Origin of the sequence: Sphingobacterium bovisgrunnientis (assembly GCF_009829085.1) — a bacterium.
Classification (GTDB): domain Bacteria; phylum Bacteroidota; class Bacteroidia; order Sphingobacteriales; family Sphingobacteriaceae; genus Sphingobacterium; species Sphingobacterium bovisgrunnientis.
In genome coordinates this window covers 1-25,307 of sequence record NZ_WUQY01000033.1, presented here as the reverse complement: position 1 = coordinate 25,307, position 25,307 = coordinate 1, and the positions used below count along the sequence as shown (strand labels likewise).

Here is a 25,307-nt window from a genome sequence, read left to right as displayed (position 1 = left end):
TATGTATTTTTTAAATGTGTTTATCGCCAAGTTATATCAACTGCTGTACCTGGAATTCCTTCAATTTTTTCGAGTAGTATTCCATTATTACCTGTCGAAATGTTGGTGTAGAAAAGTGTAGAACCTGATCCCACGATTAATGTTTGTTCATCATCCGAAAGTTTAAGCATCGTTACGTTGTCTTGAAATTTAGTTTCTATCTCAAGTATATTACCATTAAGCGGTGTGTAGCGAAATACTTTATTACCGCTGGCAATAAAAATATATCCAATACGCGTCGCTATGATTTTAGTGTTAGGGGTAATGATCTGCTGATTGGAAAAGATTTTCTTATGTACCGGAGTAAATGTAAAAGGTCCATTAAAATTCACATTAAACTTCAATTCATATACCACACCTGCTTGGTCTTTTGCATAGGCATAGGTGTCCGTATTATTTATTTGAACCATATGTAATAATTCTAGCCCTAGATTCATTGGATCAAAAATATCAGTTACCATTACCGAATATTGTGTTCCAAAATACATAGGCGAGCCATAATTGTTTAATCGAAGAAACTGCTTTTTGTTCTTCTCAAAAGCAATCATACTGAGGTTGTCATTGACATTGGTCAAAATAAAATTGTTGTGAAGTTCATAGTCACCATCCGCATACCCACCAAACATACCATATGTATTTGCTTGATCCCATGTATTTGTGGTACCGCCATAGAATTTGCCATTTATCACACCCATAAGTACGCCGTTGGGTGTCATTTGCAAACTACCCACTTCTAATGGATTAGGAGCCAGGAAGAAGTTATCTTCCAACGTTCCAGGCTTTAATTCTTCTTGTACAAGGTTATTCACATTTAATCGTACGCCTCCATTTTTGCTGATGATCCAATAGCCTAATGGGGTATTTCCTGTAAATTTATTTGTCATGTAATGAATTGACAAAGGATTATCAGGAAGTGGCTTTAGGTTAATGGACTCGTAAATGCGCGCCTGAACGTCTCCATTTGGTTTGATAAATGAAAGTTGAGACCTTCCATTTTCTAAACTCAAAACCAATGTTCCTTTAGAAAATTCGGTATTTCCTTGAATTTTGAAGTCGTAGAAATATTTAATTCCATTTGATTTATTGGTCAGTGTAAGTCGCGCATTGTATAGTTTAGCTTGCAAACCAAATATCGTGCGCAGCGAGCTTCCAGTATACTTGTATTGATCGTAGTTTACAGCTTCAGGTACGGCTATTTCCCAATTTGCTTCAATGTCTTCGGGTGCTATATCTTTATAGATAGGGGTAATTATAAGGCTGTCACCTACATTTGCATTATACAAGGTGTCGAGTCCCTCTACTTTGGGAATCACAGGCATATTGTATTCGTAATTACCTTTGTCTTTATAGCATGCCGTAAGCGTGATAAATACGCTAACACATACCGCAGCAATTAGTTTTAATTTAATGTTTACATGTATTATCATTATCTAACCTCCCTTCCTAATTCGTCAATAAATTGATATTGTCCAGATCCAACATTTTTCTTCAAGGTAATCGTACGACTTGGGTTATCCTTATGGTAGAAGTCATAGGTAGCACCATTATCTTTCGTAGATAATTCATATCCTTTTTGCGGATTTCTATCTACCCATTGAAAAGGATTGTTCAGCATCGCACGCAACATGTCTGCAAAATATAGGTTCTTCGGTGCGTCAAGACCTTCTGTGGTCAAGGTAGTTTGATCAGTAGCAATTATAAATAACTGATGTTTGGTTCTAGAATAATCTTGCAGCCACATGCTCCACCAAATAGGTTGTTCCAAGCGGGCTGAAAAAACAATTTTAGCTTTAATGATTTTAGGATTCTTAATATTAAAATCAGCTGATTCCTTTAATTTGATGATTAACGAAACGGAATTTTCTTCCAAATCAGGAACATTGTAAATTACCAAAGGTAAGAATGTTTTACCAGCACCAACATCTAATTTGTACTGTACAGCTAGCTTTTCAAAATGCACATCTTCCACAGCTGTCGATGAGTCCTGCTCCACATAAGCGGAATAGAAGCGCTCTTTTGGTTCACGAATTCCCGATAGGCTTACTGGTATGTAAATAGTATCAGAAGCCTTATTCATATTATATGCGAATGTGTAGACTATACTGTCTTTTTGTGCCGAAGGCAAATCAAAATAAATATTCGCATCACGGTCGTATAGTAAAGGTTCGGCTTGTTTGCAAGCGGAAAAAGTAAGTATGCTTAAAGCTATACTTATCAATATGTAGGTAGTTATAGTTTCAATTTTCATACTCTATTTTTTTTGGTTACCATATATGATCTCGTCATCAGGCAGCGGTAATACAAAGAATTTGTTGTCAGGCTGTATTAAAGTTCCTTTTAGACCATTTATTGCACGATGCAATCTTTTGTAAGCATAGAAAAGTTGACCTTCACCGTAACTGTCTTTTCGAATTTCTTTCAAAATTTCAGTAATAAACGCATCCTTTGTTGTAATGGTCGTAGGTTGTTCGATTCCGCGATTGATACGCAGTTCATCCAAATATTGACGCGCTTGGGTAGGGTTAGTATCAAAACTGCTTTCTGCCGCTATCAAATACACCTCACTCAATTTAATAGCTGGGGCCATCAAGAAATGTAAGTTGGCAGCAGCACCATCCGAAATTGAATTTCTACGGTATTTAACCACTTCAGATATATAGTCGGTTCCACTACTTACTGTCAAAAACCACTGCGTATAACGCATATCTGTAGCGCCAACAGTAGAAATTTCATAGATTGTGCGTGCATCATTCTGATCCAAGTGCATTCCACTTGTACCATTGGAAAACCAATAGGTGTTGAGGTCAGCATTCAATGTCGGAATATACCAGCCAAATAGAAGTTCTTTGTATTGAATTTTATCTTTATTTTTTTCTTCAACAGCAATAAAGTCGGTGGTATTTGTCCATGGAAATTTCTTGCTATCAATGATGATTTTCGCATTTAAAAGCGCCTTGGTATAATCTCCTTTATACAAGTATACACGAGCCAAAGAAGCACATACGGCATAATAATTCATGCGGTGTCTGCGATTTTGTAGGAACAAATCCGGATTGGTCATTTCTGAATTGGCCAATGTATCGGTTTCATTGGGATACCCGATAACATAAAGCTTCGATATTATTGGGTCTTTCTCTAGTAATACCTTAGCTTTCTCAAAGTCATTTACTACCGAATCAATAACCGTTGTTACGGTAGCGAACTGAGTAGATAGATTCGAGTATGAAGTAACATAGGGGATAGCTTCCGCAGTAGCGCTTTGCTTGAAGCTAGGTGCAAACAGACGTAACAAATCAAAATGCAGATACGCACGTAATGCATAGGCCTCACCTTTGATAAGGTTGTAATTGTCTCCTCTAAATAGGTTACGTTTTTGATCTATGTTCTCTAATATCAGATTGGAATTGACAATACCGTGGTATAAGCCTTTCCAAATGTTATCTTTTCTGCCCAAGAAATATTGATCATCGTATTTGAATTCTGCTGTCGCTTTGTAGCGATACGGATCAAATGAAGAGATGGTATAGTTTTGTGCTAGGACTTCTGGCATACCTACAGTCAATTCTTTACCGTAAAGGTCTGTTTTACTGCCTCGGATATAGACACCCAGCAGGGCTTCTTTGAACCCATCTTCTGTCGTGAATAGCGCCGATTTGTCGATCTCTGTTTCGGGTTGTATATCTAACCATTTTGCACATGAAGTGCCTAGTAAAAGCGTGAGCAGAATATATATTGGTAGTGATTTTCTCATTTTCATACAATTTAAGTGGTTAAAAAGCGGCTTGTAATGCGAAGCTAACGCTACGTGCAAATGGATAACTTATTCCGCGTTCTTGTTGAATAGAAGACCATCGCATTAAATCATTTGTAGTCGCACTGATTCTTAAGTTTGATAACCTTAGTTTCTGCGCAAACTCTGGATTCGCTTCGTAGGATATAAACAGAGACTGTAGATTGAGTAAATTATCATCCATGATGAAGCGAGAAGATACACGTGTCTGTCCGAGATCACTGATACTTTTGTAGAATGTATGATCTCCAGGTTGCTTCCATTTTTCTGCCAATACTCTATCGTCCACATTGTAGCGCGGGTCAGCATTTTCCACACGATCCACTATTGTTTGGTTGTACGATTTACCACCAACACGTAATTGAAGGTACGTCACTGCTGTAAACTGCTTGTAGCGCAATGTAGCTCCGAAGAAACCTTCTGCCTTTGGAGTAGCGACAGCTACCACAGTGATATCTTCAGCATCCCAATCGTAGGAAAGTGTCCCGTTTTTTGTTAAGAAGATTTCTTTACCATTTTCAGGATCTATACCCAATGAAGGTACAGCATAAATTGCATCTACTGATTGACCTTCGTTATAACGTAATAGGGGAACACCCATTAATGAATTGTCTCCTTGGGCATCATCAACGCGGTCATTATAACTTTTCAGTGCATTAGATATTTTTACAATCTTATTTTCATTGCGTACGAAATTGGCCATAAAACTCAACGTCCAATCTTGTTTTTTAAGAGCGAATGCATTGAAGTTTAATTCATAGCCTTTATTCTGCATATCACCTAAGTTCTCTTTGTAGGATACGAAGCCTGTAGATGGTGCGATGTTTATATCCGCTAATATATCCTTGGTAAGCTTGTAGTAATAGCGAGGTGAAATAGTAATTCTGTCTTGGAATAAAGCTAAATCGATACCCAAATCCGTAGATCTTGTTTTTTGCCAGCTAAGGTTGTCATTACCATAATTATTCACAATAGCACCAATACCTGAAGAGTACCAATTGTCTTGTTGGTAGGCGTAAGTCGTACGGGACATATACGGTGAAAACTGAACAGCCCCTGTCACACCGGTAGTTGCACGAAAGCGTAATTGAGATATCGAAGCCACATCAAACCACGATTCATTGTGAACATTCCAACCTATACCTGTAGACCAGAATGGCGCAACTCTATTGTTCGAACCAAACTTAGACGAACCATCGGCGCGAACTGTTGCATCAAATAAATACGTATTTGCAAAGGAATAGTTTGCACTCAAAAAAGCACCTAGTAGACGGGATTGGTTAAGACTACTGTAGGGCTTTGCATTTTCAAGGTACCCTTTACTAAATCCAATACTTGTGAATCTATCGTTAGCAAATCCATGTGCTGTGAATGAACGGTAATCCGAAAAATCACTGCGAATATTTGATCCAGCTACAATGTTAATATTGTTTTGTCCGATGTTTTTCACCCAGTTCAGTCTGATGTTTCCATCCCAATAGATTTCGTCGTTATTGCCACTTGTATAACTTCCTTTTTGATCTGTTTGGCTAGTAGGGTAGTGAAAGAATTCGTTTGATTTAGGCGAAAGGAAGCTGTCGTAAAGACTCATACGCTTTAATAAACTTAACTGACCACGTAGACGAAGACCTTGTGTGATTTCATAGTCTACCGCCAAATTATTCATCACCTCTGTGTATTTAGATTGATCAAAATTACTTAGCGTTGCATTATACAGTGGGTTTAAAACATTTTCACCGTAGGAAGAGCCATTGCTGTAATAGCGGTTCCACTCGTCCACCTGTTGCAGTATATTTCCATTATCATCAGTCATTCGGTAGTATGGATTCATACGTGCGTAATTGGCAAAATTGCCATAGGGTGACTCTATGCCTTGAACTGCTGCTATGGTCAATTCATTCTGAAACTTGATCTTATTATTCAGGTTGTAACTTAAGTTTACACCGCCCGAATACTGATTTCTGGCAGAACCTTTCATTACGCCAGGACGTGTTTGGTAGCGTAAATCAATACCATACCTGAATGTCGATGCGCCACCTTCTAAATAAAGCGCGTGCTTTTGTCCTACAGCGGTACGTACAGGTTGCGCAATCCAATCCGTATTGATACCTCCAACCACATTCGCTAGCTTATTGTTGTAGACTTTATCCAATTCGATTTGAGCGATGTTTTGATTTACGTTACTGTATAGTCCAGCTAATCTTTCGTATTCCAATTTGTCACTTGCATTTAACAAATTGTAGTCTGATAAATCCGGCGCATTCACATTGGTCTCGTGCGAATAGCTTACGCGTAATTTTCCTTCTTGCGGAACCTTTGTTGTAATCACTACTACGCCATTTGCTGCTCTTGAACCATAGATTGCTGTAGCAGCAGCATCTTTTAGAATCGTTACGGACTCTATACGCGTCATATCCAAGTCGAGTACTTTGCTTACTCCAACTTCATAGCCATCCAAAATAAAAGCCGGCATATTCGTGTTGGTAATTATATTATCACGACGCAAGATTTCATTGTTGCCCGTAGGAAGTGCAGAGGTACCACGTACCGTGATGTTAGGCATTGCATTGGGATTCGATCCCAAAAGATTGTTGTCCAATAATTTGAATGAAGGATCAAATACTTGCATGGCCTGCAAGACGTTTTGTGGATTTACCTGTCTAAGCTCTTCTCCCGATTTTGTGATTGCTGTTCCTGTAAAGGAGTTTTTGTTAATCGTTTGGTAGCCAGTGATGATAACCTCGCTCACTTCACTTAAATCTTCTTTTAATGCAATCTGAAATGTTTGCTGATTATCATTTAGTCTATACCTTAAACTTTCGAAACCAAGCATCTTGATGATGACAATACCATCTTGTGGGCGTTCGTTTAATTTGAATACCCCTTTATTGTCAGTCTTACCCAAGTCAGCTTTCGTGGATGCCACAGTGGCACCTGCGATAGGCGTTTTTTTTTGATCTGTCACCGTAATTGTAATTCCCTGTTGAATTTCTTCTTCTTTGTGAAGGGAGGTAGATATAGGGGAGCTATTTTTGTTTTTGGTCAATACGATTGTGCGATCAACGATTTTGTAACCTACAGGTTGCTTATCAAATATTTGTTTTAAAAAGGCATCCAAAGGCATATTTCTTGCCGCTATGGATACAGTTTTACTTCCTTCCAGCATTGCCTTCGTTCCCAGAACTTCAAATTGTGTCTGTTTTTTGATGACTTGTAGTATATTTTCCAAGGACTCCCTATTAGAGGTGTAGGTGATAGTTTGGGAGTAGGATGCATAACTAAGTTGAAGGAATGCGATAAAATACAGAAATGCGGTTAATTTGATCACTCGTAATAAGTAATTTAAATTCATTAAATTTGTTAAGGTTTAGTTTTGAGTTCTGTTACTTACACATGTAGATAGCTCAATAACTTACTGAACTAACTTTTAAACAGGGAGGTGTTGCAGCACTTCTCTGTTTTTCCATTTTTTAGATTATTCTTTTCTTATTTGTTGCTTCATATTATTTCGGTTTGACTTTGGTGATTAGTAATTTTTTATCGTTAGTTAGTTTATAGGCAATTTCATTTTGTTCCAATAGCGATAGTATAGTCGATAGGTTGTTGTCTCGGTAGATACCACCAAAAAACTCGACTTCAGGCACATCTGCATCGATGTCTACATCAATGTCATACCACAGCGATAATTCGTGCATCACTTCTCGTAAATGTTTACCATCAAAATTAAACTTTCCATGAATCCAAGCTGTTGCTTGCTCGGTGTCTATGTTTTTCACTTTGATACGATTAGGCTTCACAATACTCTGTTGTCCAGGGGTAAGTACTATTGGTTTTAGTGTTGGAGAAGCGATTTGTACTTTTCCTTCTATTAATGAAGTTTTAACTGTCTTCGCCTCAGCATACGAATTGACATTGAATTTAGTTCCTAATACGCGTAACACTTGTTGTTCTGTATGTACCACAAAAGGCTTCGCTTTATCAGGCGTAACTTCAAAATAAAGTTCACCTGTCGCCCATACCTCGCGCGTATTACCCGTAAATGTAAGAGGATAGGTAAGGGAGCTACCTGCATTTAATTGTACTTTGGTACCATCAGGCAGTACGACGCGGTAATAACCACCTCTAGGTGTAGAAATAACAGCAGAAGAGATGTCATCGGTATTGATTAGCTCTTTGCCATCGCTGTATTTGATACTGTTTCCAGCAATAGCTACTTCTTCGTGCTTCGTGTCTAATGTTAATGTCGTACCGTCAGATAATTTTAATATAGCTTTATTCTCTGCTGGGGAATAATCCACAGTTGCTAGATCTGTTTCTACCGTAAGGCTATTTTTTGTTAAGTAGGGTAGTGCTACAAAAAATCCAATAATGAGGATGCATGCCGCAGCGACATAGCGTAACAAGTTGCGCGTGAGAATAGCCTTGCTTTTAGTTTCTTTAACTTCAATAGCGGGAAGAATGTCTTTCCAAGCACTTTTTGTATCTACATGAGTTAAGTAGCGATAAGATTCTTGTTGCACAAACTTATCCAAACAACGGGTATATAGCGCTGCATGTTCTGGTTTCTCATCCAGCCACTCTATTAACTCCTGTTCTTCAGCAGCAGATAGACTGTTGTTGATTTTTTTCTGGATGAGTATACTGATACGTAATGGATCTTCGTTTAGGTGCATACGCGGTAGTTGTTTGTAGTATATTACCGCGCCAATACGAAATAGTACCTAGTCCGATGTTATTTTTTCAAAAATAAAATATGCGGATAACAATAGCTGAAAAGTATCGGGTGCTAAATGCTGCCGCAATTGCTTTAGCGCGCGCATTTTATAATTCTTTACAGTCTGCAAAGAAATATTCATTTCCTTTGCTACTTCTTGATTTGATTTGCCTTCCAAGTAGGTAGAGACGATGACAGCCTTTGCTTGCTCTGGTAGTTTATTTATCGCTTCATAGAGTTCGCCCATCACCTCCGACTGAATCATATGTTGCAGATGATGGTCCTGATAGGGTTGCTGTATGCTGTAATACTTTTCTTCACGTTGCAGCGTGCGCTGGTGCGAGACTTGGTGATTAATGCCTATTTGTTTGGTGCTCAGGTAAAGCGTGTTTTTAAGGTGCTCTATAGATTTAAAGCTTTTGTCGCTGTTCCAAATGCGTATAAAAGCTTCTTTAGCAATGTCTTCCGCCTGTTTATCTTCGGTAGCAAAAGGAGCGGCATACAGGCAAATACGGGGATAATAGGTGTTGAAAATATATTCAAAAGCAGTCTGATTGCCATTTGCTAAATGTTCGAGCAAAAGATCAACTTCTTCATAAATATTTAGACTATCGGTATTCACTTTTTCTAAAACAGAATAGGTTAGATTCGGATCATGCAGTTTTAGCTATAACTACCTTTCATCGCATGACTCGGTAAAGATATGCAAAGCTAAATTAATTCAGTGAATTAAAATTCTTAGAATTTAAATCTCTCCATTGTATTAAGTGTACAGAAATTCAGCTCCTTATCTTTAGGTATGTGCACCATTTTAGTATTCCGCGGTACACTGTGACTGGTGCTGAACAGGGAAATTGCAAGAGTTAGCGATAAAACAAAGTTTATTGGCTTTCGCATGTAGGGAATTTGCTAGCTCAATGGTAGCACTATCTTGTACAACCACTTTAGGTGCTAATATCACTTCTATAATTTTGCCCGATCCATCTGGATAAGTTTCAAGAATAGCTTGTGCGTGATCCGTATAGGATATGATTTCAATCTGATGTTGCGCGCAGACATAGAGATAAGACATCATATGACAGGATACCAAACTGCTCAATAGTAGATCTTCGGGGTTGTACATGGATGGGTCACCTTTGAAGGCTTTAGCGGCAGATACTGCCAGATCAGCTTTCCCTTGGATATGAACAGTATGGCTTTTAGTTGAAATTGTAACCGCATTAGCTGCTGTCTGCTGTATTTTCTCCCAAGTGAGTGTAGCTTCAAATGTATGCTTATTCTTCATTGGAATTAAAAGTAATAAACTTCTTAACAATAAAAGCCATTTCAATTAAGAAACAGCTTTTTGCAATATATTTAGATAAATGTATAATGTCTTTATTAGGCGTGCTGACCCTTATGAATACCTTCTGCAAATTCTTCTACGATCTTCTTGTTGAATGCAGGTAAGTCATCAGGTGTACGACTTGTAACTAAACCTTGATCTGTGACCACAGCACTGTCTTCCCAAAGTGCTTTTGCATTAATTAAATCCTTTTTGATAGCACCTACGGAAGTGATTTTACGTCCTTCTACAACTTCTGCATCTATGAGCACCTGTGGTCCATGGCAAATAGCTGCAACAGGTTTTCCTGCGCTAAAAAATGCTTTTACAAAAGATAAAGCGTCTTGATTCACACGTAGTTTGTCGGGATTAATCACACCACCTGGGATTAGTAACCCATCGTAATCGTCTACATTGGCACTTGCTAAAGGAAAATCTACATTGAAGTCCTCATCCCAATCATCGCCTTTTTTAGACCGCACTTTTTCTTCTTGCGGAGATATGATATCAACTTGAGCACCCGCATCTACTAGAGCCTCTTTTGGACTTGTCAATTCGATTTGTTCAAATCCATCTTCTGTCAAAATTGCGATTCGTCTTCCATCTAATTTTCTCATAATATACCTTTTTTTAGTTCTCTTATTTTGAACAATACAGTGCTCTTTTAGTTCGGAATCAATTGACAAAAGTTAAAATCATTATATATTTTATTCGTACTTTAGAAATTCTATATTGTAATAATTATAACACTGTACCTATGAAAATCTATATTATCGCTTTAATATCTCTTGTCTTTAGCTTTGTATCTCATACCTCTTTTATTTATGCGCAGGAGACCACGTATACCCATCAAAAAGATATTAGTTATACCCCAAATACGGACTCTTACAGTAATGCGCAATGTAAATTGGATGTATATTTCCCTACTAACAAAAAGGATTTTGTCACAGTACTGTGGTTTCATGGTGGAGGTTTGACCGGAGGCAACAAAGAGATTCCTTCTTATTTGAAAAATAACGATATAGCTGTCGTAGCGGTAGGTTATCGTTTTTCGCCTAAAGCGAAAGTAGCCGATATTATTGAGGATGCTGCCGATGCGGTGAAATGGACATTTGATAATATCGAACGATTGGGTGGTAGCAAACAAAAAATAATTATAGGCGGTTATTCGGCAGGAGCATACCTCTCTTTAATGCTGACTTTAAATCAAGACTATCTCCGCAAAAGAGGACTTGATGCCAATCAATTATTTGGAGTAGTATCATTTAGCGCACAAACTATCACACACTTCACTGCACGTAAGGAGATGGGGATGCCGGAATTACAACCGAAAATTGATGAACTCTCGCCCCTGTATTGGGTGAGAAAGGATATACCACGTACACTATTGTTGACTGGCGATAGGGAAATGGAAATGATGGGACGCTATGAGGAGAATGCTTACCTACTACGTATGCTCAAACTGCACGGCAATACCAATGTTGAACTCTATGAATTGGATGGATACGGCCACGATATGGATTATCCGGCTTACCCTTTATTGCTACGGGCTATTAAGAAATGGAATAAGTAGTTTTTTATTGCCAAAAGGCTTCAAAGTCCTGTTGTCTCGCTTAAGATGCAAGTCTAAATTTTAAATAAACACAATCCTTACAAAACCTTAAATATCGCCTTAGCGCGATAGGCTCATACTTTCTTCCTCGATGACGAAAGTATGCAAAGCAATTATGGCTTGGAAATTATAGCTAAAATCACCTCGTTAACGCTAAACAGATTTAAGCCGTTTCACTTCTAAAATCTGTTTTAAACACTTCAACTTCATTGATTTCATCACACAAAACCATCCTACGCTGTTTCTTTTGGTTAATGCTAATATATTAATTTGATGCTTCTATCTTAAAAACATGACTTAAGGTTGAGCACGTGTTAAGAATTGTAGAGTATTCTCGTTAAGAAATCAAACTTGTTATAGCCAGACTATGAATCCAAAAATGCGAATAATCCAGATGTATATACTAAGAAAACCTTATAATAAAATCTTTGAGCAAGTTGCCTTACAAATGCGTAAGGTGCAATAGGGTTTTGCAACACAGTGTCGTGATGAGCATTTCAAACAGGACTTTAAGTCTAGAAAACTACGAGCAATAGGGAGGTAGGGAGATGATTTCTTGATAAATCTATCAATTTAAGTTATTGTTATATATATATTGGAAGTATGCGTAAGTAGATAATCAACTTTAATAAAGATGCAATTACGCAATTGAATAAATAATCAAATCATGAAGCTATTCTTTTTGCTATTATTTGCAACAATAACATTTCGGTCATGTTTAAAGCTAACTGATAATACAAATTATTAGAGTAAATCAATAACAAACTTCTATACGGACTTCGATGCAAATCACAATGGGAAGAATTTATCTGATTGAACTTTCTACAAACCTTATGAATGGATGACTTAAAAAGAAAGTGATAAACTTTTGGATTCGATTGTCTTTTAAACTATTTACGATATTCTCTTATCATAAAAAATTTACACCAATGATGGAAGGTTAGATTATTTTGAAGTCTATTATTAATTTAAACTAAAAACAATGATTCTGTAGAACGTTTATTGATATTAAATGGTGCAAATTAATTTTCCTATGATGGAGTTAAATTTGTTCGGAATGATACACTCGCATTTAAACTAAAGTCTGCTTTATGTCTTTATCATAGATTTTCCAAAGATATGAGAAAGATAGTTTTTAGAGAACTTGGCATGTTCAACATTGATACTATAACATATGTACCCATTAATTCAATTTCTTTCGTTTATTTTTATAATAGAGGAAGACTTATTCGTTAATAAATTTATTCGTATTATACTGAAAAAGTGGTCCTGCTATTATAGAGTGTTATAACGTTTAATTCAATATAGCATCGCTAAAAAAAATACTCCTATCACCAAAAACTAAATTATCTTTCTTCTTGTTCTTATCCTAAAGCACATAACAATTATGACAAGAGTAGAGATTCAAGAATTAATTAACAGCGATTTTCATGTACTGAAGGAGGGAATTGCCATAAAAGTAGATGGGGAGATCGTAGATTATATCCAACAGCTCGATGAGAAGGATAGCCCTGTGTATGTATTAAAAGATTTATTGGATTGGTCAGATGATGAGCTACAACAACTACAACCAGCAGCCCTATAAGCTTCCAGATTGGATGTATAATGTAGTGGGTTTGTTGCTTACTATAGCATTGATCTGGGCAGTATCGATGGGGGTGATCGATAAATGTTAATGTTAGAGTTATATTGCTTTGATCAAGACACAAGCCTTGAATGTTCAGTTGTCTCGCTCGAGCCGCAAGCCTTAAAAGTTATTTAATCTCGCTTAAACCACGACTGGCTCGTCCTTTTGTCTTTTCAAAAGGACCGCAACTGAAGGCTATAAGCCGAGCTCAGCGAAGCTAAACCGTGTCGCTTTAAACTTTTGCAAGAGTGTTCCTTCCTTCATACATTTTTGCAAAAGTTTGTTAGGCGACATTTTCGATAAATTGTATGGATAGTACTTTTTCTTTATAGGTTTTGAGCCGCTTTACTTTTTAATCTGTTTTTTTACGCTTCAACTTCGCTGATATCTCTATGCTAAACCATCCTAGGGAGGTTCTTATGGTTAATACTAATAAGGCATTAAATGCGGAGATTCCTCCTTACGTTGGTGTGACGATGCAAATTTTAAATACAAACCCAATCCTTAAAAATCCTTAAATTTCACAATACATTATATTAATTAACCTCAATTAGATCATAAACTCGTACGTAGTCGACTTCAAATGTGGCAGGAAATGCTTTTTCATCAATACCTTTAAGCCCTCCCCAAAAACCGCCTACTGCGAGATTGATGAGCCAGTGAAACTTTTGGTCAAAAGGCCATTCGAGATAAGATTTCTTTTCGTTGTCGAAGTGAAAAATTTCTACGTCATCGACAAAGCCTTTGATGTAGTCGGGAGTCCAGTCAATGCGATACAAGTGGAATTGCTCGGAAGCGTCTTGTATTTTCTTGGTGGCTGTTTTTTGTGTTTGAATGGAATGGTGATACGCTTTGGTATGCACAGAGATGTGAACGACGTCCATATCATAACCGACATGTTCTAGGATATCAATCTCTCCAGAATTAGGCCAACCACCATATTTTGATTCTGTAGGCAGCATCCATATAGCGGGCCAAGTGCCTCTACCTTTAGGGACTTTAGCTCTTGCTTCAAACCGTCCATATAAAAAATCACCTTTAGATTTACTTACCAAACGGGTAGAGGTATAATTTAGACCACCTTTTTTTTGCTTTAGTGCTGTAATTTTTAGTTTACCATCTTTTACAAATACATTTTTAGGATTTGCTTGGGTATAGTATTGCAGTTCATTATTGCCCCAACCGTTATACAAGGAGCCTACATCATAAGACCATTTGGTGGGATCGGGTAATCCGGTATAATTAAATTCATCCGCCCAAGAAGGGGTAGTTTCAAATGTGTATTTTCCTGAAGAAGCTACTGGAATTGCATTGGTTGATGCCGTAACGTAAAACGGAATATTGGCTGTAGCTACGTGATTATTGCCGTCGGTGACATAAACAAAAATGCGATAAGCTCCAGCTTTTGTTGGTGCTATGATGATCGCCTTACCAAAGGAAACTTCTGTCAAGATGCCGTCTATACGATCAGGTCTGCTTTCACGATCACCGCCTTCTTTCAGATCTGTACTTTCGTGAAGAATTTCCCAGCGTACATTCATCTTATCATTGTCGGGATCTTCAACAAATACCTGTGTAGTATACTTTTCTCCCGATCTAAGATAGATATGGTCAGTTGCTTGCTTGCCGTCTAAACGTAAAGAATCCAATCGTGGTGCTCTGTTGCTTGGCCAATTGCCTGTCCACAAATATTGCATGACATCTACAACTTCGTTTTCTAAGCCATCTTCAGTAAACAAACCATACCAGGTAGGTGTACGCTCTTGCTTTTGTCCCCATAAAAAAACATATGAACCCAAGCAGCTTTTGTCTGACGCGATAGATGCTTGGTAACGACTCTTGTAAACCGCAGCCTTTTCTTTACTAGTTTCCTCAATGCTGGCTTTCCATGGTGTCTGTGGACCTTCCCAATGGCCTGTAGGTCCCCATTCCGTCACTATATATGCTTTATCCCAACCAACCTTGCGTATCTGCTCTGGTACACCTGCCAATCCTCCATACACTTGCACAGCTATCATATCAAGTGAAGGACATTTAGACTTTATCAGATCAATTTCTTTCTGATTTATACCAGCTAACATAGTTGTGACTAAATGATTCTTGTCTTCAGACTTTATCATCTTGGCAATATCTTCTACCGCATCCCATACTTTTGTATTGCTGTAATGTAGATTCAATTCATTGCCAATTCCCCAAGCCAGTAGCGCAGGGTGGTCTTTATATTTTATAACCTCTTCACGCAATCTTTCCAATTGGCTTTTGACTGCGTCTGCATCGTCATAATTAAAACCATGTCTTTCTGTAGCGGTACTGAGTCCAAGCGTGACGGTAAGTCCCAAGCGATGCGCTTCATCAAGGATGGCTTTGGCATTCGTGCTGCTCCACGTGCGGATTGAATTGCCACCATATTCTTTTAGTTTCTCGATGTAGCTTGTACCACCAGCACCTTTTATGAAATAAGGTTCACCATTTCGTATTAATTGAAAACCGTTCTTAGTTTTTTCAATTTTGACAGGAAAAGGTTTCTGTGCAAATGCCTGTGTGACAAATACTAAAATAGTAAAAATGAGAAGATGTATTTTGTTTACAGTCATGAGAAGCAATTTAGATACGTATGTAATTGGATTATAAATTTAAGCATTCGTGTGATACTTTACGCTGTGGAAGAAAGGGATTGCTATACTAATTATATGTATAGCAATCCCTATAAATTAATAGTATTGTTTGTGTTAGAGAATACGCTTATTTGAAATTAGAGTTAGCGTCAATTTGTGTTTGCGGAATAGGCACATATTCGCTTTTTCCTGGTGTAAATTTAGAACCAAACACTTGCTGCGCACGGCCTGTACGTACCAAGTCATTGAAACGCTCTCCCCACCATTCACATGCAAACTCTGCTCGGCGTTCGTCCAAGATTTGATCCAAGGTGACACCTGTGATAGTAGACATATTAGCTCTTGTGCGTACGAGATTAAACGGCGTGTCACCATTTTGACCTTTGCGTACACGTGCTTCAGCATTCAACAAAAGGGCATCAGCATAACGCAATATGCGTACATTGTTATTCGCTCCGTATTCTAATCTTCCTTCCGTCATTTGATTGGCGGGCATATATGCTTTACCGTTGAAGTATTTTATTCCGAAAGGATTGCCGTAGATTTTGTCGCCATCTGGAGTTTCCACAAAGGTGTCTTCTGTCGCGCCATATCTTAAGATGGTCGTTTTTAATCGCAATGCGTCACCTCTGGTCGTCAAGAAATCTACGATATTCTGTGAAGGAGGAATCCAGCCTGCGCCTGATATTGCGCTACCACGTTGATTACCCGACGGTCCTTGCCACCTGAAGAAAGTCCCCCAGTCTACACCTGGGCGCACGATATCTCCTGTACCTACACCAAAATCAGAATATTGTAACTCGAATAAGGATTCATTGCTTAATTTTCCTGGCTTCTTGAATAAGTTATATAAATCCGTATAAAGCGAAAACTTTCCACTTTGAATTATCTGATCGGTAGCCTCTAGCACTTGATCCCAATACGGACTTGCATTGTCATTTTTCGCTAAATCTGTTGCAGCCTTTGCTTTCAACAATAAAGCAGAATATTTTGTCACAGCACCGGTATGTTTGGACTGATTTGGACGTGCATCTTCTAAATCAGCAATACAATCATTCATCTCATTGATGATAAATTCACGGACTTCAGCCATTGTACTCTTGCCAATGGTCGTCAGTCGTGCAATATCTCCACTGTCGGATAGAATAGGGACATCACCAAAAATGCGCGATGCTAAAAGGTGTGCATAAGCGCGTAAGAAACGAACTTCAGCTTTGTACTGTTTGTTGAGTTTTAATTGTTCTGCATTACCTGACGGAATATTCTTTTCAAATTCATCCAATTCCATCAAAGCATTATTCGCTGCAATAGCTAAGCTGTAATAACTGATCCAGGATTGATTTAGTCCCCAATACGATTGAATGGTCACATCACTTTGAAAGTTTTTGATTCCCATCAATTCGGGGTTATCGTTTGGATTAGGCGCACCTTGTTGGTAATCATCATCACGCATAGCACGTATAGAAAGGTCAATCCAATGTACAAGATTGTCATCTGCTGCAGATCTGTACACACCAGATACAGGCGCGTACATGTATGCTAAATTGGTGTAATCAATTTCTTCGGAACGCTGTTGATTTTCCAACGGTTTATCTAAAAACTTTTCGCAACTCGTATGTAGACTTACTAGTCCTATGCAGCTGCTGAGTAGTATATATTTTAAAGCTTTCATAAATTTCTTCTTAATTATTTCTTAAAATAGCTTAGAATGTCACATTAAAACCGAAACTGTACGTGGATGCAATAGGGTATACATTCGTATCAAAGCCCATTCCTGACACTTCTGGTGTAAATCCATTATAGCGTGTGAATATCGCAGGACGATCGGCAGTAGCGAATACACGAACAGGAATAGTATTTAAATTAAAGTTGTAACCTAACTGTATATTTTGAATACGTAAATATGCGCCGCTTTCTACAAAGAAAGAACTTGCTTGTAGATTCCAAGATGCTACAGAACCTTGCGCCGATGGATATTCGTTTGTAGAACCTTCTGCCGTCCACAGGTTATCCATAAAAGCTGCATCCGCATTCATTTGTGGATATTTTCTACGCATAGCACGGTTTAGGTTGTGGATTTTATTTCCAGCAACACCTTGTAAGGCAACACTCAAATCAAATTTTTGATACGACATTCCAATATTGAAACCATACGTTAATTTAGGTAGGTAGTTTCCTAGGTTAATACGGTCTGCTTCATCCAATTCGCCATTGCTATTCTGATCTTTGTAGCGCAAATAACCGGGTTGAATTGGCGCACCAGGGTTCGCTTCATTGTATGCACTTGCGATTGGGTCTGCTGCTATTTCAGCTTGATTTTGATAAACTCCTGCAACTTCATAACCGTAGTAATAATTAATTGGTTCATTTGGCACTATACGTGTTGGAAATTCAGCACTCCATTCAGGGAATCCATTTTGAATATTAGATAATGCACCAATATCAAGTACTTTATTGTTTAATGTAGTCGCATTTGCTCCTAATTTATAGGCGAACTGTCCAACTTGATCTTTCCAATTTAACGAAACTTCCCAGCCGCTGTTTGCAACAGATCCCCAGTTTCCATAGACGCGATCCCACATAAATGGAATAGGGCGGCTAAAAGCAAGGTCATTGGTCTGGCGGTAGTAGTAATCTACAGTACCTTCAAGACGATTATTTAATAAGGCAAAGTCAAGACCTGCATCCCATTCTTCCACGACTTCCCAACGTACTTGTGTGAAGAACCTGCCTACACGATAACCCGGTTCACGGACACCGTTTGCTGATCCTGTACTACCAAATACACCGGAGAAATTATTACCTGAATTCACGATACCATAGCCAGCATTGGGTTGAATACCATCATTACCCAACAGTCCCCAGCTTCCTCTTATTTTCAATAGATCAAATAGGGATTGATCTTCCATGAACTTCTCACGGTTTATTACCCATCCTAGACCTACAGAAGGAAAATAGCCCCACTTAGTTTGGTATTTGGAACTACCATCTGCACGGAATGTCGCAGTTAATAAATATTTATTGTCGTAATCATAAGTACCTCTTGTGAAGAATGATACGCCTGCATTACGAAGTCCTCCTTCACCATAGCCAGTTGCCGATCCAATACCTTGCGCACCTTGCCCTACATACCAAAATTCTTCAGCCTGCGGAACATCATTCGCCGATACCCAGGTTTCGCGCCAACGCTCTTCACGTGTAGATTGACCTAGCAAGATTGTCCAATGATGTTTGTCCGCACCATCTTTGTAAGTCAACAAATTATCAACAATATAATTGCTATTTCTTCCTTGTCCAGAACGTAAATACGACCGTTGGTTACGCTGATCATTATCGATATAGTATACTGGACTGTATTGAATATTATGTGTGGACTGGTAGCGTTGACTTAATTGCGACCTAAAAGTTAGTTTGTTTTCTAAAAATTGAGCTTCTATGTACGCGCTTGGCAAAATTTGTATACCTTTAGTCGCATTATGGTTGTAATATGCCGTAGCCAATGGGTTATTAAACCAAAAGCCTGACGTCATTCCTAGACTAGTGCTAGAACCAAACTTTACTGGATCTGCTAATTCCAAATTTGGATCATAGGACGGGTAAAGTGGCGAAGCGAAGTATGCCTGTCTGAAAGCCGTACTATTTGGGGAGAAAGCATTGAAATTATTTAAATGTGCAGTGAATCCAAGCTTCAACCACGGTGCTACTCGTGCTTCTGTTTGGGTGCGAATATTATATTTTCTATCGTAATTCTTCGCATCCATGATTCCATCTTGATCCACATAATTCATACCGAAGGAATAAGTAATCTTATCACTACCGCCTTGGACATCGATATTGTGGTTTTGAATTAATGCGTTTGAACGTAATAACTCGTTGTACCAATCGGTATTGGTCGTTGGAACGCCATTCTGCCCGCCAAATTTTGTGATGGAGTTGTCTACTATAGCTTGATTACCCACAGCACTCGCGTATTTTGCATACTGTTCTCCATTTGCCATTTTGAGTAAGTTGGTAGCGGATTGAACGCCTGCATAGCCCGTGTAGCTAACTTTTGTTTTCATATTCAACGTACCTTTCTTAGTTGTGACGATAATCACTCCATTTGCAGCACGCACACCATAAATAGCTGCACCCGAAGCATCTTTTAATACGGATATATCAGCAATGTCATTGGGATTAAGGAAATTAATATTATCCATAAACATTCCATCAACAACATAAAGCGGGCTTTCGTTATTAAATGAGCCTACACCACGAATACGAACCGTAGGTGTAGATCCGGGAGCGCCTGCACTCACAATTTGTAAACCTGTTACACTTCCTTGCAATGCATCCATAGGAGAGGACACTGTTCTTTTCAATACTTCCTGCATATCGACGGTTGCAATAGGCGCAGTCAGATCTCCTTTACGCTGCGTACCATACCCAACGACAATGACTTCATCTAAATTTTGAGCACTGCTCACGAGTAATTGTATATCAATCACATTGCCACGGATAGCGACAGTATTGGTTGAATAGCCTATTGCAGAAACAATTAATGAATCTGCTGATTCTGAAACTTGGAGGGTGTAGGTTCCGTTATCTGTACTACTTGTTCCACTAGTGTTTGTGTTTTTAACACGTATGGTCGCTGCTGCAATGGCGGCTCCCTGTTCATTGTAAATCTTGCCCGTTATAGTCTTTGTTTGTGCTAGAATGATTCCAGGTATAAAAGACATTGTAATAACTAAGGCATAGCTCAGTAATTTGTTTTTCATGCACGCTAAAATTAAAAGTGTAGAAAATTGGTTTATAATTCAGTTACTCAAAATTAGGTGCAATGGTAAGTTAAAACCTAGTCTTATACTACATCATTTATACATCATGTACGCTTGTTTGCATTAAATTAGCTATATTTAGCCTACTTCAACAATACATCATTAGCCTATTGCTTACATTATGAATCGATTAAACCTACTTGTATTCTGTTTATTTTTTCTAGGTTTTCGTACTGTTATGGCTCAAAATCCATTAGGTGCTCCGCTTGTAAATAATTATGGAAAGTCTGTTTTTCAGGGTGGGAGTCGCACTTATGATATCCGTCAAGATAGCAAAGGCATAATGTATTTTGGTAATAATGAAGGTCTGTTGACTTTTGATGGAAAATATTGGAAACAATACAAATTACCCAATCAGACAATAGTTCGTTCGATTTACATTGCTGACAAAGATCGAATCTATGTCGGTGGTCAAGGAGAATTTGGGTATTTTGAACAAACCAAACAGACTGGACTCCAATATACATCACTATATTCGCTAATTCCTGAAGCCTATCGACAGTTTGCAGATGTTTGGTATACGGTAGAATATGAAAATGGCATTTACTTTATGTCATCCAATTATATTTTCTGTTTCCAGTCCAATAAAATAAAAGTGTATCCTGCATCAGTGGAGTGGGAATATATGGACCATGTATCAGGCAAATTGTATGCACAAGAACGAGAAAATGGTTTATTGTCTTTTGAGAATAACCAATGGATTAATGTGGCCAAAGCAACACATTTTCAAAAGGCCAAAATCGCTGGAATATTAGACATTACTAAGGATAGTACGCTAGTGTTTTTGCAGAACAACAAATCATTTTTACTACACAATAAGAATCTGACACAGCATTTGGCTTCACCAAGTCACACCTTATACACCCCTTCATTTGCGAAGATTGATGACTATACATATGTATTTGCTACTGCTACGGATGGGTGTATGATTCGAACCTTACGTGAAGGTAAATTCTTAGAACAAATCGGTGTTACTGAAGGTTTATCGAATAAAAATGTTTCGACTGTATTTGTTGACAATCAGCAAAATATTTGGGCCGCTATAGATAACGCTATCGCAGTAATAAGTTATGGAGCTGGTATACGCTACCTTCGTCCAAACATTGAATACGATGTCACTGGGTATTCAACTCGTGTATTTGATAATAGTCTTTATTTGTCTTCATCCAATGGTGTGTATAGGGCGATGTTAGATAAGAATATTGCTGATCAAAGTCAATCACCTGGAAAATTTCAATTGGTAAACGGTAGCGATGGTGGAGAGGCATGGCGCTTGAATGAATTGAATGGACATTTGTTGTTAACCCATAATACAGGCATACTAGAAATCACAGAAGATAAAATAAATCCAATAATTAACGGTGTCGGCTCTTGGCTTACATTGCCATTATCTGCCGTATATCCCATCAAATATAGTTTGGTGGGTACATATCATGGACTTGATTTGCTTGGGTATGATGGAAATAAATTCAGTTTGATTCGTAAACTGAAAGGAACATTTGACTCATTTCGTTTCTTAGAATTGGATGATAAATATATTTGGGCATCTCATCCTTACCGTGGAATATACCAGATTAAAATAAACGAGGCTCAAACCAATTACGATACTAAGCTTTTTACACAAAAGGAGGGATTACCGTCCAGCTATCAAAATTATGTATATAAAATTGGGCAAGGAATTGTATTCGCTACCCAAAATGGTCTTTATGAATATGATGATGCACAAGGTAGGTTTTATGCGTCCCCGCGTCTAGATGTCTTCAATAATATTCCAGTAAAATACCTGATGGAAGACCGTAAAGGGAATATTTGGTTTTGTAGTGAAAAAAAAGTTGGTGTAGCTAAACTGGATTATGATACAAAGAAATATGAAATAATCTATTTCCCAGAAATAGAAGGTATGCATACCTCTGGATTTGAAAATATATATGCTTACGATGATCAAAATGTGTACATCGGATCTGAAAAAGGTATTTTGCATGTGAATTTTCAAAAGTATATGAAGGAAAGATCGCGTCCTAAAGCGTTAATTTCTTCTATAGTTGCCATAGGAAATCAAGATAGCGTACTACATGGAGGGACTACAGAGAAAGACCTTATTGTATTGAATTCCATGTATAACTCATTCCATTTTGAGTTTTCGTCTCCCAATTTTGGGATTTATGAACATGTGTCCTATAGTTTTTGGTTGGAAGGTTACGACAAGACATGGTCTCCTTGGTCTAGTAATACAGAAAAGGATTATACAAATCTTCCGAGTGGGATATATAACTTCAAGATAAAAGTTAAAAATAACCTCAATCAAGAATCAGAGATTAGCTCCTTTCATTTTCGCATATTACCACCTTGGTATAAGTCCATATGGGCTTATATGTTCTATTTTTTTCTTCTTATACTAGTCATTTATTACGCGTATAACATGCAAAAAAGAGCATGGGAAAATCAGCAACTCAAGTATGAAAAAGAAATGGAACAACTTCGATATATTCATCAATTGGAAGTAGATAAAAATGAAAAAGAAATTGTAAAGCTACAGAATGAGAAATTGGAGCATGAAGTATTGGCTAAAACCAAAGAACTTGCAAGCACAAGTATGCAGCTTATGGAAAATTCTGGCGCGCTAACAAAATTACGTGTGGAGCTTTCGAAATTTGCCCATATCGATCAGGATACCGATTTAAGTCGCATTACATCCCTACTTAAGGATGTAGAAAACAATACTACCCATTGGGATCAGTTTGCATCGCATTTTGATGAACTAAATGATGGTTTCTTCAGTAGGTTAAAACAAAAGCATCCTGAACTCTCTCGTAATGACTTGAAAGTTTGTGCTTATTTAAGGCTCAATTTTTCGACTAAACAAATTGCTCAATTACAAAGTATCTCTGTAAGAGGTGTTGAAATACACCGTTATCGTCTTAGAAAAAAATTAAACATACCTACTAAGATAAGCTTAGGTGAATACCTCTCTACTTTGTAATCCTAAAGCTTAATTCCGGTTTTTAGTTATACTTCTACAATAATATAATGTTGCTCCTTATTTATTTTCCTTAATACTGGTAGCGAAACATTGTATATAGGAATTTTACTAGTTGTTTGCCCCTTGTGCGTGCCGGCATGTGCATGGCCATGAAAAGCGAGTGATACCTGCCTACGGGCTAATGGTTCAGCTAAATGTGATGATCCTAAAAATGGGAAAAGCTGTTCTGGTTCGCCGATGATGGTATCTTTTATAGGTGCATAATGCATTAACACCACTTTGGGCAAATCGGGACATTCCTGTTCTAATCGCGTAAGGGCTCGATCCAATTGCAAAGATTCATTAACTGCCTCGTGAACAAATTGTTTCATCATATCTTCTCCGAATAAAGACAACATATAATGTTCAAAGCCTCCACCAAATCCTTTTACTCCAGCAAAGGCTACATCCTGTACGACAATAGATTCACCATCTAATATTGTCATCTTATGTTCTGATAGTATTTGCTTAATTACTTTTTGCCGTCCTTTTTCGTAATCGTGATTTCCCAGAACACCAATCACAGGAATACGCAGCACTTCGAGTCCTTCGCCCAATATTTGCGCTTCTTCTTCATCCCCTGTATCGGTCAAATCACCACATATGACAAGCACATCTGCATTTTTATTTATTTCTTCGAAGGCATTTCTCAATATACCTTTATCCGTGATTTTTGTATGTATATCAGCCATGGCTGCAATTTTAGTTTTCTTTCTATTGGCCATATTAGACAGTGGTTATAGTGTAGCTTTTATAATTCCATTCTTTTACATCTACTTGATATTGTGTTTGGTCAATTAAAGGGCCTCTACATACACGCTCAATAGGGGAAGGCAAGTCATATTGTTCATTAGCTCGCCGAATCAATTCATCAAAAAGCCATTTAGGAATAATATCTCTATACTCTGAGGGATATACAAATTGAAATATGAGAAGTTGTGCGAGTAGGAGATGCCAATGCGTGTCTAGGCGCTGAAAAAGGATTTCCCAATCCACATTTGCGCCATATTTCAGCAGAATATGATTAACATCTGCATTGTCGTTTCTTTCTCGATTTTGTACATAAATTTTACACCAAATAAGCTCTTCAACTGGTATAAACTTAACAGGTACAGCGGCAAATTCTCCTACAGTTGCACGCTCGTACCAAGAATCATCCACCGTACAGATATTATTAACAGTATCAAATATTATATCTATAAAATAGTCACCATGGAAAACTTTGGCTAACCAACGGGCATCTGTTACCTCTGTACGATAACCTTTGTCCGCAAAATATTTAAGTAGCCGCGGATACTCACTGCTTTTGCAAAAAATATCTAAATCCTTGGTGTCTCGAAATATTCCCGTATACTGAAACATAGCAAATGCACCACCAAGCATAAATTGACAATCACTGGCTACCAACATTTCTAATGCTTCTTTGTAAAATGCGGTCGATTCTTGCTTTTCTTTTTCTGTCGTAAGCATGCTTTAATAAGGATTAAATTATATTTTTTGGTTCGATGTATAAATAGAACCATTAATACACATTTTAGTTTAGTCCGAAGAGAAGAGAGTATGTAATACATTAACATGTAAACAACGACGAAAGACGTTTTAGAAAGATTATTCTAATTAGCTATTTTCCTTTAGTGAACTACCCATTTGCTAAAGACAAATGGGCTTCAGGCTTCACAGACTTGTGCTTTGTTGCCAAAGTCTTATTTGAGTCTCCGCCCGTGTAATCGCCAGTTCCTGACGATAT

16 protein-coding genes are annotated in these 25,307 nt (G+C 37.9%); 3 read left to right on the top strand and 13 right to left on the bottom strand.

Annotated features, from left to right (window positions below; translation table 11 throughout):
- Positions 1–20: 20 nt before the first annotated feature.
- From GOQ16_RS14115 to GOQ16_RS14080, 8 genes are all read right to left on the bottom strand, one after another.
- Positions 21–1,466, bottom strand: a complete 1,446-nt coding sequence (locus tag GOQ16_RS14115) for a PKD-like family lipoprotein (RefSeq protein ID WP_160069876.1) — start codon at positions 1,464–1,466, stop codon at positions 21–23.
- On the bottom strand, positions 1,466–2,287 hold the full coding sequence (locus tag GOQ16_RS14110; protein WP_160069875.1) for a DUF4843 domain-containing protein: 822 nt from the start codon (positions 2,285–2,287) through the stop codon (positions 1,466–1,468). Before GOQ16_RS14110 ends, GOQ16_RS14115 begins: the two co-directional genes overlap by 1 nt.
- Positions 2,288–2,290: 3 nt before the next feature.
- Positions 2,291–3,790: a RagB/SusD family nutrient uptake outer membrane protein gene (locus GOQ16_RS14105; protein WP_240141052.1), complete on the bottom strand. Its 1,500-nt coding sequence runs from the start codon at positions 3,788–3,790 to the stop codon at positions 2,291–2,293.
- Positions 3,791–3,809: 19 nt separating this feature from the next.
- Positions 3,810–7,181, bottom strand: a complete 3,372-nt coding sequence (locus GOQ16_RS14100; protein WP_240141051.1) for a SusC/RagA family TonB-linked outer membrane protein — start codon at positions 7,179–7,181, stop codon at positions 3,810–3,812.
- Positions 7,182–7,332: 151 nt separating this feature from the next.
- Positions 7,333–8,502, bottom strand: coding sequence for a FecR family protein (locus GOQ16_RS14095; RefSeq protein ID WP_160069873.1), 1,170 nt, complete (start codon positions 8,500–8,502; stop codon positions 7,333–7,335).
- A gap of 48 nt (positions 8,503–8,550) precedes the next feature.
- On the bottom strand, positions 8,551–9,165 hold the full coding sequence (locus GOQ16_RS14090; RefSeq protein WP_160069872.1) for an RNA polymerase sigma factor: 615 nt from the start codon (positions 9,163–9,165) through the stop codon (positions 8,551–8,553).
- Between the two features lie 189 nt (positions 9,166–9,354).
- A complete protein-coding gene (locus tag GOQ16_RS14085) occupies positions 9,355–9,828 on the bottom strand; it encodes an OsmC family protein (protein WP_160069871.1) in 474 nt (157 codons plus the stop codon).
- Positions 9,829–9,923: 95 nt separating this feature from the next.
- Entirely contained in the window at positions 9,924–10,484 is a 561-nt protein-coding gene (locus GOQ16_RS14080) for a type 1 glutamine amidotransferase domain-containing protein (RefSeq protein WP_160069870.1), read from the bottom strand.
- A gap of 140 nt (positions 10,485–10,624) precedes the next feature.
- Here GOQ16_RS14080 and GOQ16_RS14075 point away from each other — a divergent pair, with 140 nt between their 5' ends.
- Complete coding sequence (locus tag GOQ16_RS14075; protein ID WP_160069869.1) at positions 10,625–11,440, top strand: alpha/beta hydrolase; 816 nt, start codon at positions 10,625–10,627, stop codon at positions 11,438–11,440.
- Between the two features lie 1,426 nt (positions 11,441–12,866).
- Positions 12,867–13,064 carry a hypothetical protein gene (locus GOQ16_RS14070; RefSeq protein ID WP_160069868.1) on the top strand — a complete coding sequence of 66 codons (198 nt, stop codon included), beginning with the start codon at positions 12,867–12,869 and terminating at the stop codon, positions 13,062–13,064.
- A gap of 578 nt (positions 13,065–13,642) precedes the next feature.
- Here GOQ16_RS14070 and GOQ16_RS17690 read toward each other — a convergent pair.
- The 3 genes from GOQ16_RS17690 to GOQ16_RS14050 form a co-directional block, all read right to left on the bottom strand.
- Entirely contained in the window at positions 13,643–15,700 is a 2,058-nt protein-coding gene (locus GOQ16_RS17690) for a family 16 glycosylhydrolase (protein WP_204987489.1), read from the bottom strand.
- Positions 15,701–15,848: 148 nt separating this feature from the next.
- Positions 15,849–17,393 (bottom strand): RagB/SusD family nutrient uptake outer membrane protein, encoded by a 1,545-nt coding sequence (locus GOQ16_RS14055; protein ID WP_160069867.1) that lies wholly within the window; start codon positions 17,391–17,393, stop codon positions 15,849–15,851.
- A 31-nt stretch (positions 17,394–17,424) separates the two neighbouring features.
- Positions 17,425–20,481, bottom strand: coding sequence for a SusC/RagA family TonB-linked outer membrane protein (locus tag GOQ16_RS14050; protein ID WP_160069866.1), 3,057 nt, complete (start codon positions 20,479–20,481; stop codon positions 17,425–17,427).
- 181 nt (positions 20,482–20,662) lie between these two features.
- On the opposite strand from GOQ16_RS14050, the gene GOQ16_RS14045 reads away from it, so the two are divergent.
- Positions 20,663–23,521, top strand: a complete 2,859-nt coding sequence (locus GOQ16_RS14045) for a triple tyrosine motif-containing protein (RefSeq protein WP_160069865.1) — start codon at positions 20,663–20,665, stop codon at positions 23,519–23,521.
- A 26-nt stretch (positions 23,522–23,547) separates the two neighbouring features.
- Here the strand turns inward: GOQ16_RS14045 and GOQ16_RS14040 are convergent, their stop codons facing one another.
- Positions 23,548–24,285, bottom strand: a complete 738-nt coding sequence (locus tag GOQ16_RS14040; protein WP_160069864.1) for a metallophosphoesterase family protein — start codon at positions 24,283–24,285, stop codon at positions 23,548–23,550.
- 1 nt (position 24,286) lies between these two features.
- The gene (locus GOQ16_RS14035) at positions 24,287–25,030 is read right to left on the bottom strand and encodes a nucleotidyltransferase (protein WP_160069863.1); all 744 of its coding nucleotides are present in this window, start codon (positions 25,028–25,030) and stop codon (positions 24,287–24,289) included.
- Positions 25,031–25,307 lie beyond the last annotated feature (277 nt).

Excerpts from the sequence above, each read along its gene's own strand:
- GOQ16_RS14115 (WP_160069876.1), bottom strand. The coding sequence starts at position 1,466 with ATGATAATACATGTAAACATTAAATTAAAACTAATTGCTGCGGTATGT.
- GOQ16_RS14110 (WP_160069875.1), bottom strand. The coding sequence starts at position 2,287 with ATGAAAATTGAAACTATAACTACCTACATATTGATAAGTATAGCTTTA.
- GOQ16_RS14105 (WP_240141052.1), bottom strand. The coding sequence starts at position 3,790 with ATGAGAAAATCACTACCAATATATATTCTGCTCACGCTTTTACTAGGC.
- GOQ16_RS14100 (WP_240141051.1), bottom strand. The coding sequence starts at position 7,181 with ATGAATTTAAATTACTTATTACGAGTGATCAAATTAACCGCATTTCTG.
- GOQ16_RS14095 (WP_160069873.1), bottom strand. The coding sequence starts at position 8,502 with ATGCACCTAAACGAAGATCCATTACGTATCAGTATACTCATCCAGAAA.
- GOQ16_RS14085 (WP_160069871.1), bottom strand. The coding sequence starts at position 9,828 with ATGAAGAATAAGCATACATTTGAAGCTACACTCACTTGGGAGAAAATA.
- GOQ16_RS14080 (WP_160069870.1), bottom strand. The coding sequence starts at position 10,484 with ATGAGAAAATTAGATGGAAGACGAATCGCAATTTTGACAGAAGATGGA.
- GOQ16_RS14075 (WP_160069869.1), top strand. The coding sequence starts at position 10,625 with ATGAAAATCTATATTATCGCTTTAATATCTCTTGTCTTTAGCTTTGTA.
- GOQ16_RS14070 (WP_160069868.1), top strand. The coding sequence starts at position 12,867 with ATGACAAGAGTAGAGATTCAAGAATTAATTAACAGCGATTTTCATGTA.
- GOQ16_RS17690 (WP_204987489.1), bottom strand. The coding sequence starts at position 15,700 with ATGACTGTAAACAAAATACATCTTCTCATTTTTACTATTTTAGTATTT.
- GOQ16_RS14055 (WP_160069867.1), bottom strand. The coding sequence starts at position 17,393 with ATGAAAGCTTTAAAATATATACTACTCAGCAGCTGCATAGGACTAGTA.
- GOQ16_RS14050 (WP_160069866.1), bottom strand. The coding sequence starts at position 20,481 with ATGAAAAACAAATTACTGAGCTATGCCTTAGTTATTACAATGTCTTTT.
- GOQ16_RS14045 (WP_160069865.1), top strand. The coding sequence starts at position 20,663 with ATGAATCGATTAAACCTACTTGTATTCTGTTTATTTTTTCTAGGTTTT.
- GOQ16_RS14040 (WP_160069864.1), bottom strand. The coding sequence starts at position 24,285 with ATGGCCAATAGAAAGAAAACTAAAATTGCAGCCATGGCTGATATACAT.
- GOQ16_RS14035 (WP_160069863.1), bottom strand. The coding sequence starts at position 25,030 with ATGCTTACGACAGAAAAAGAAAAGCAAGAATCGACCGCATTTTACAAA.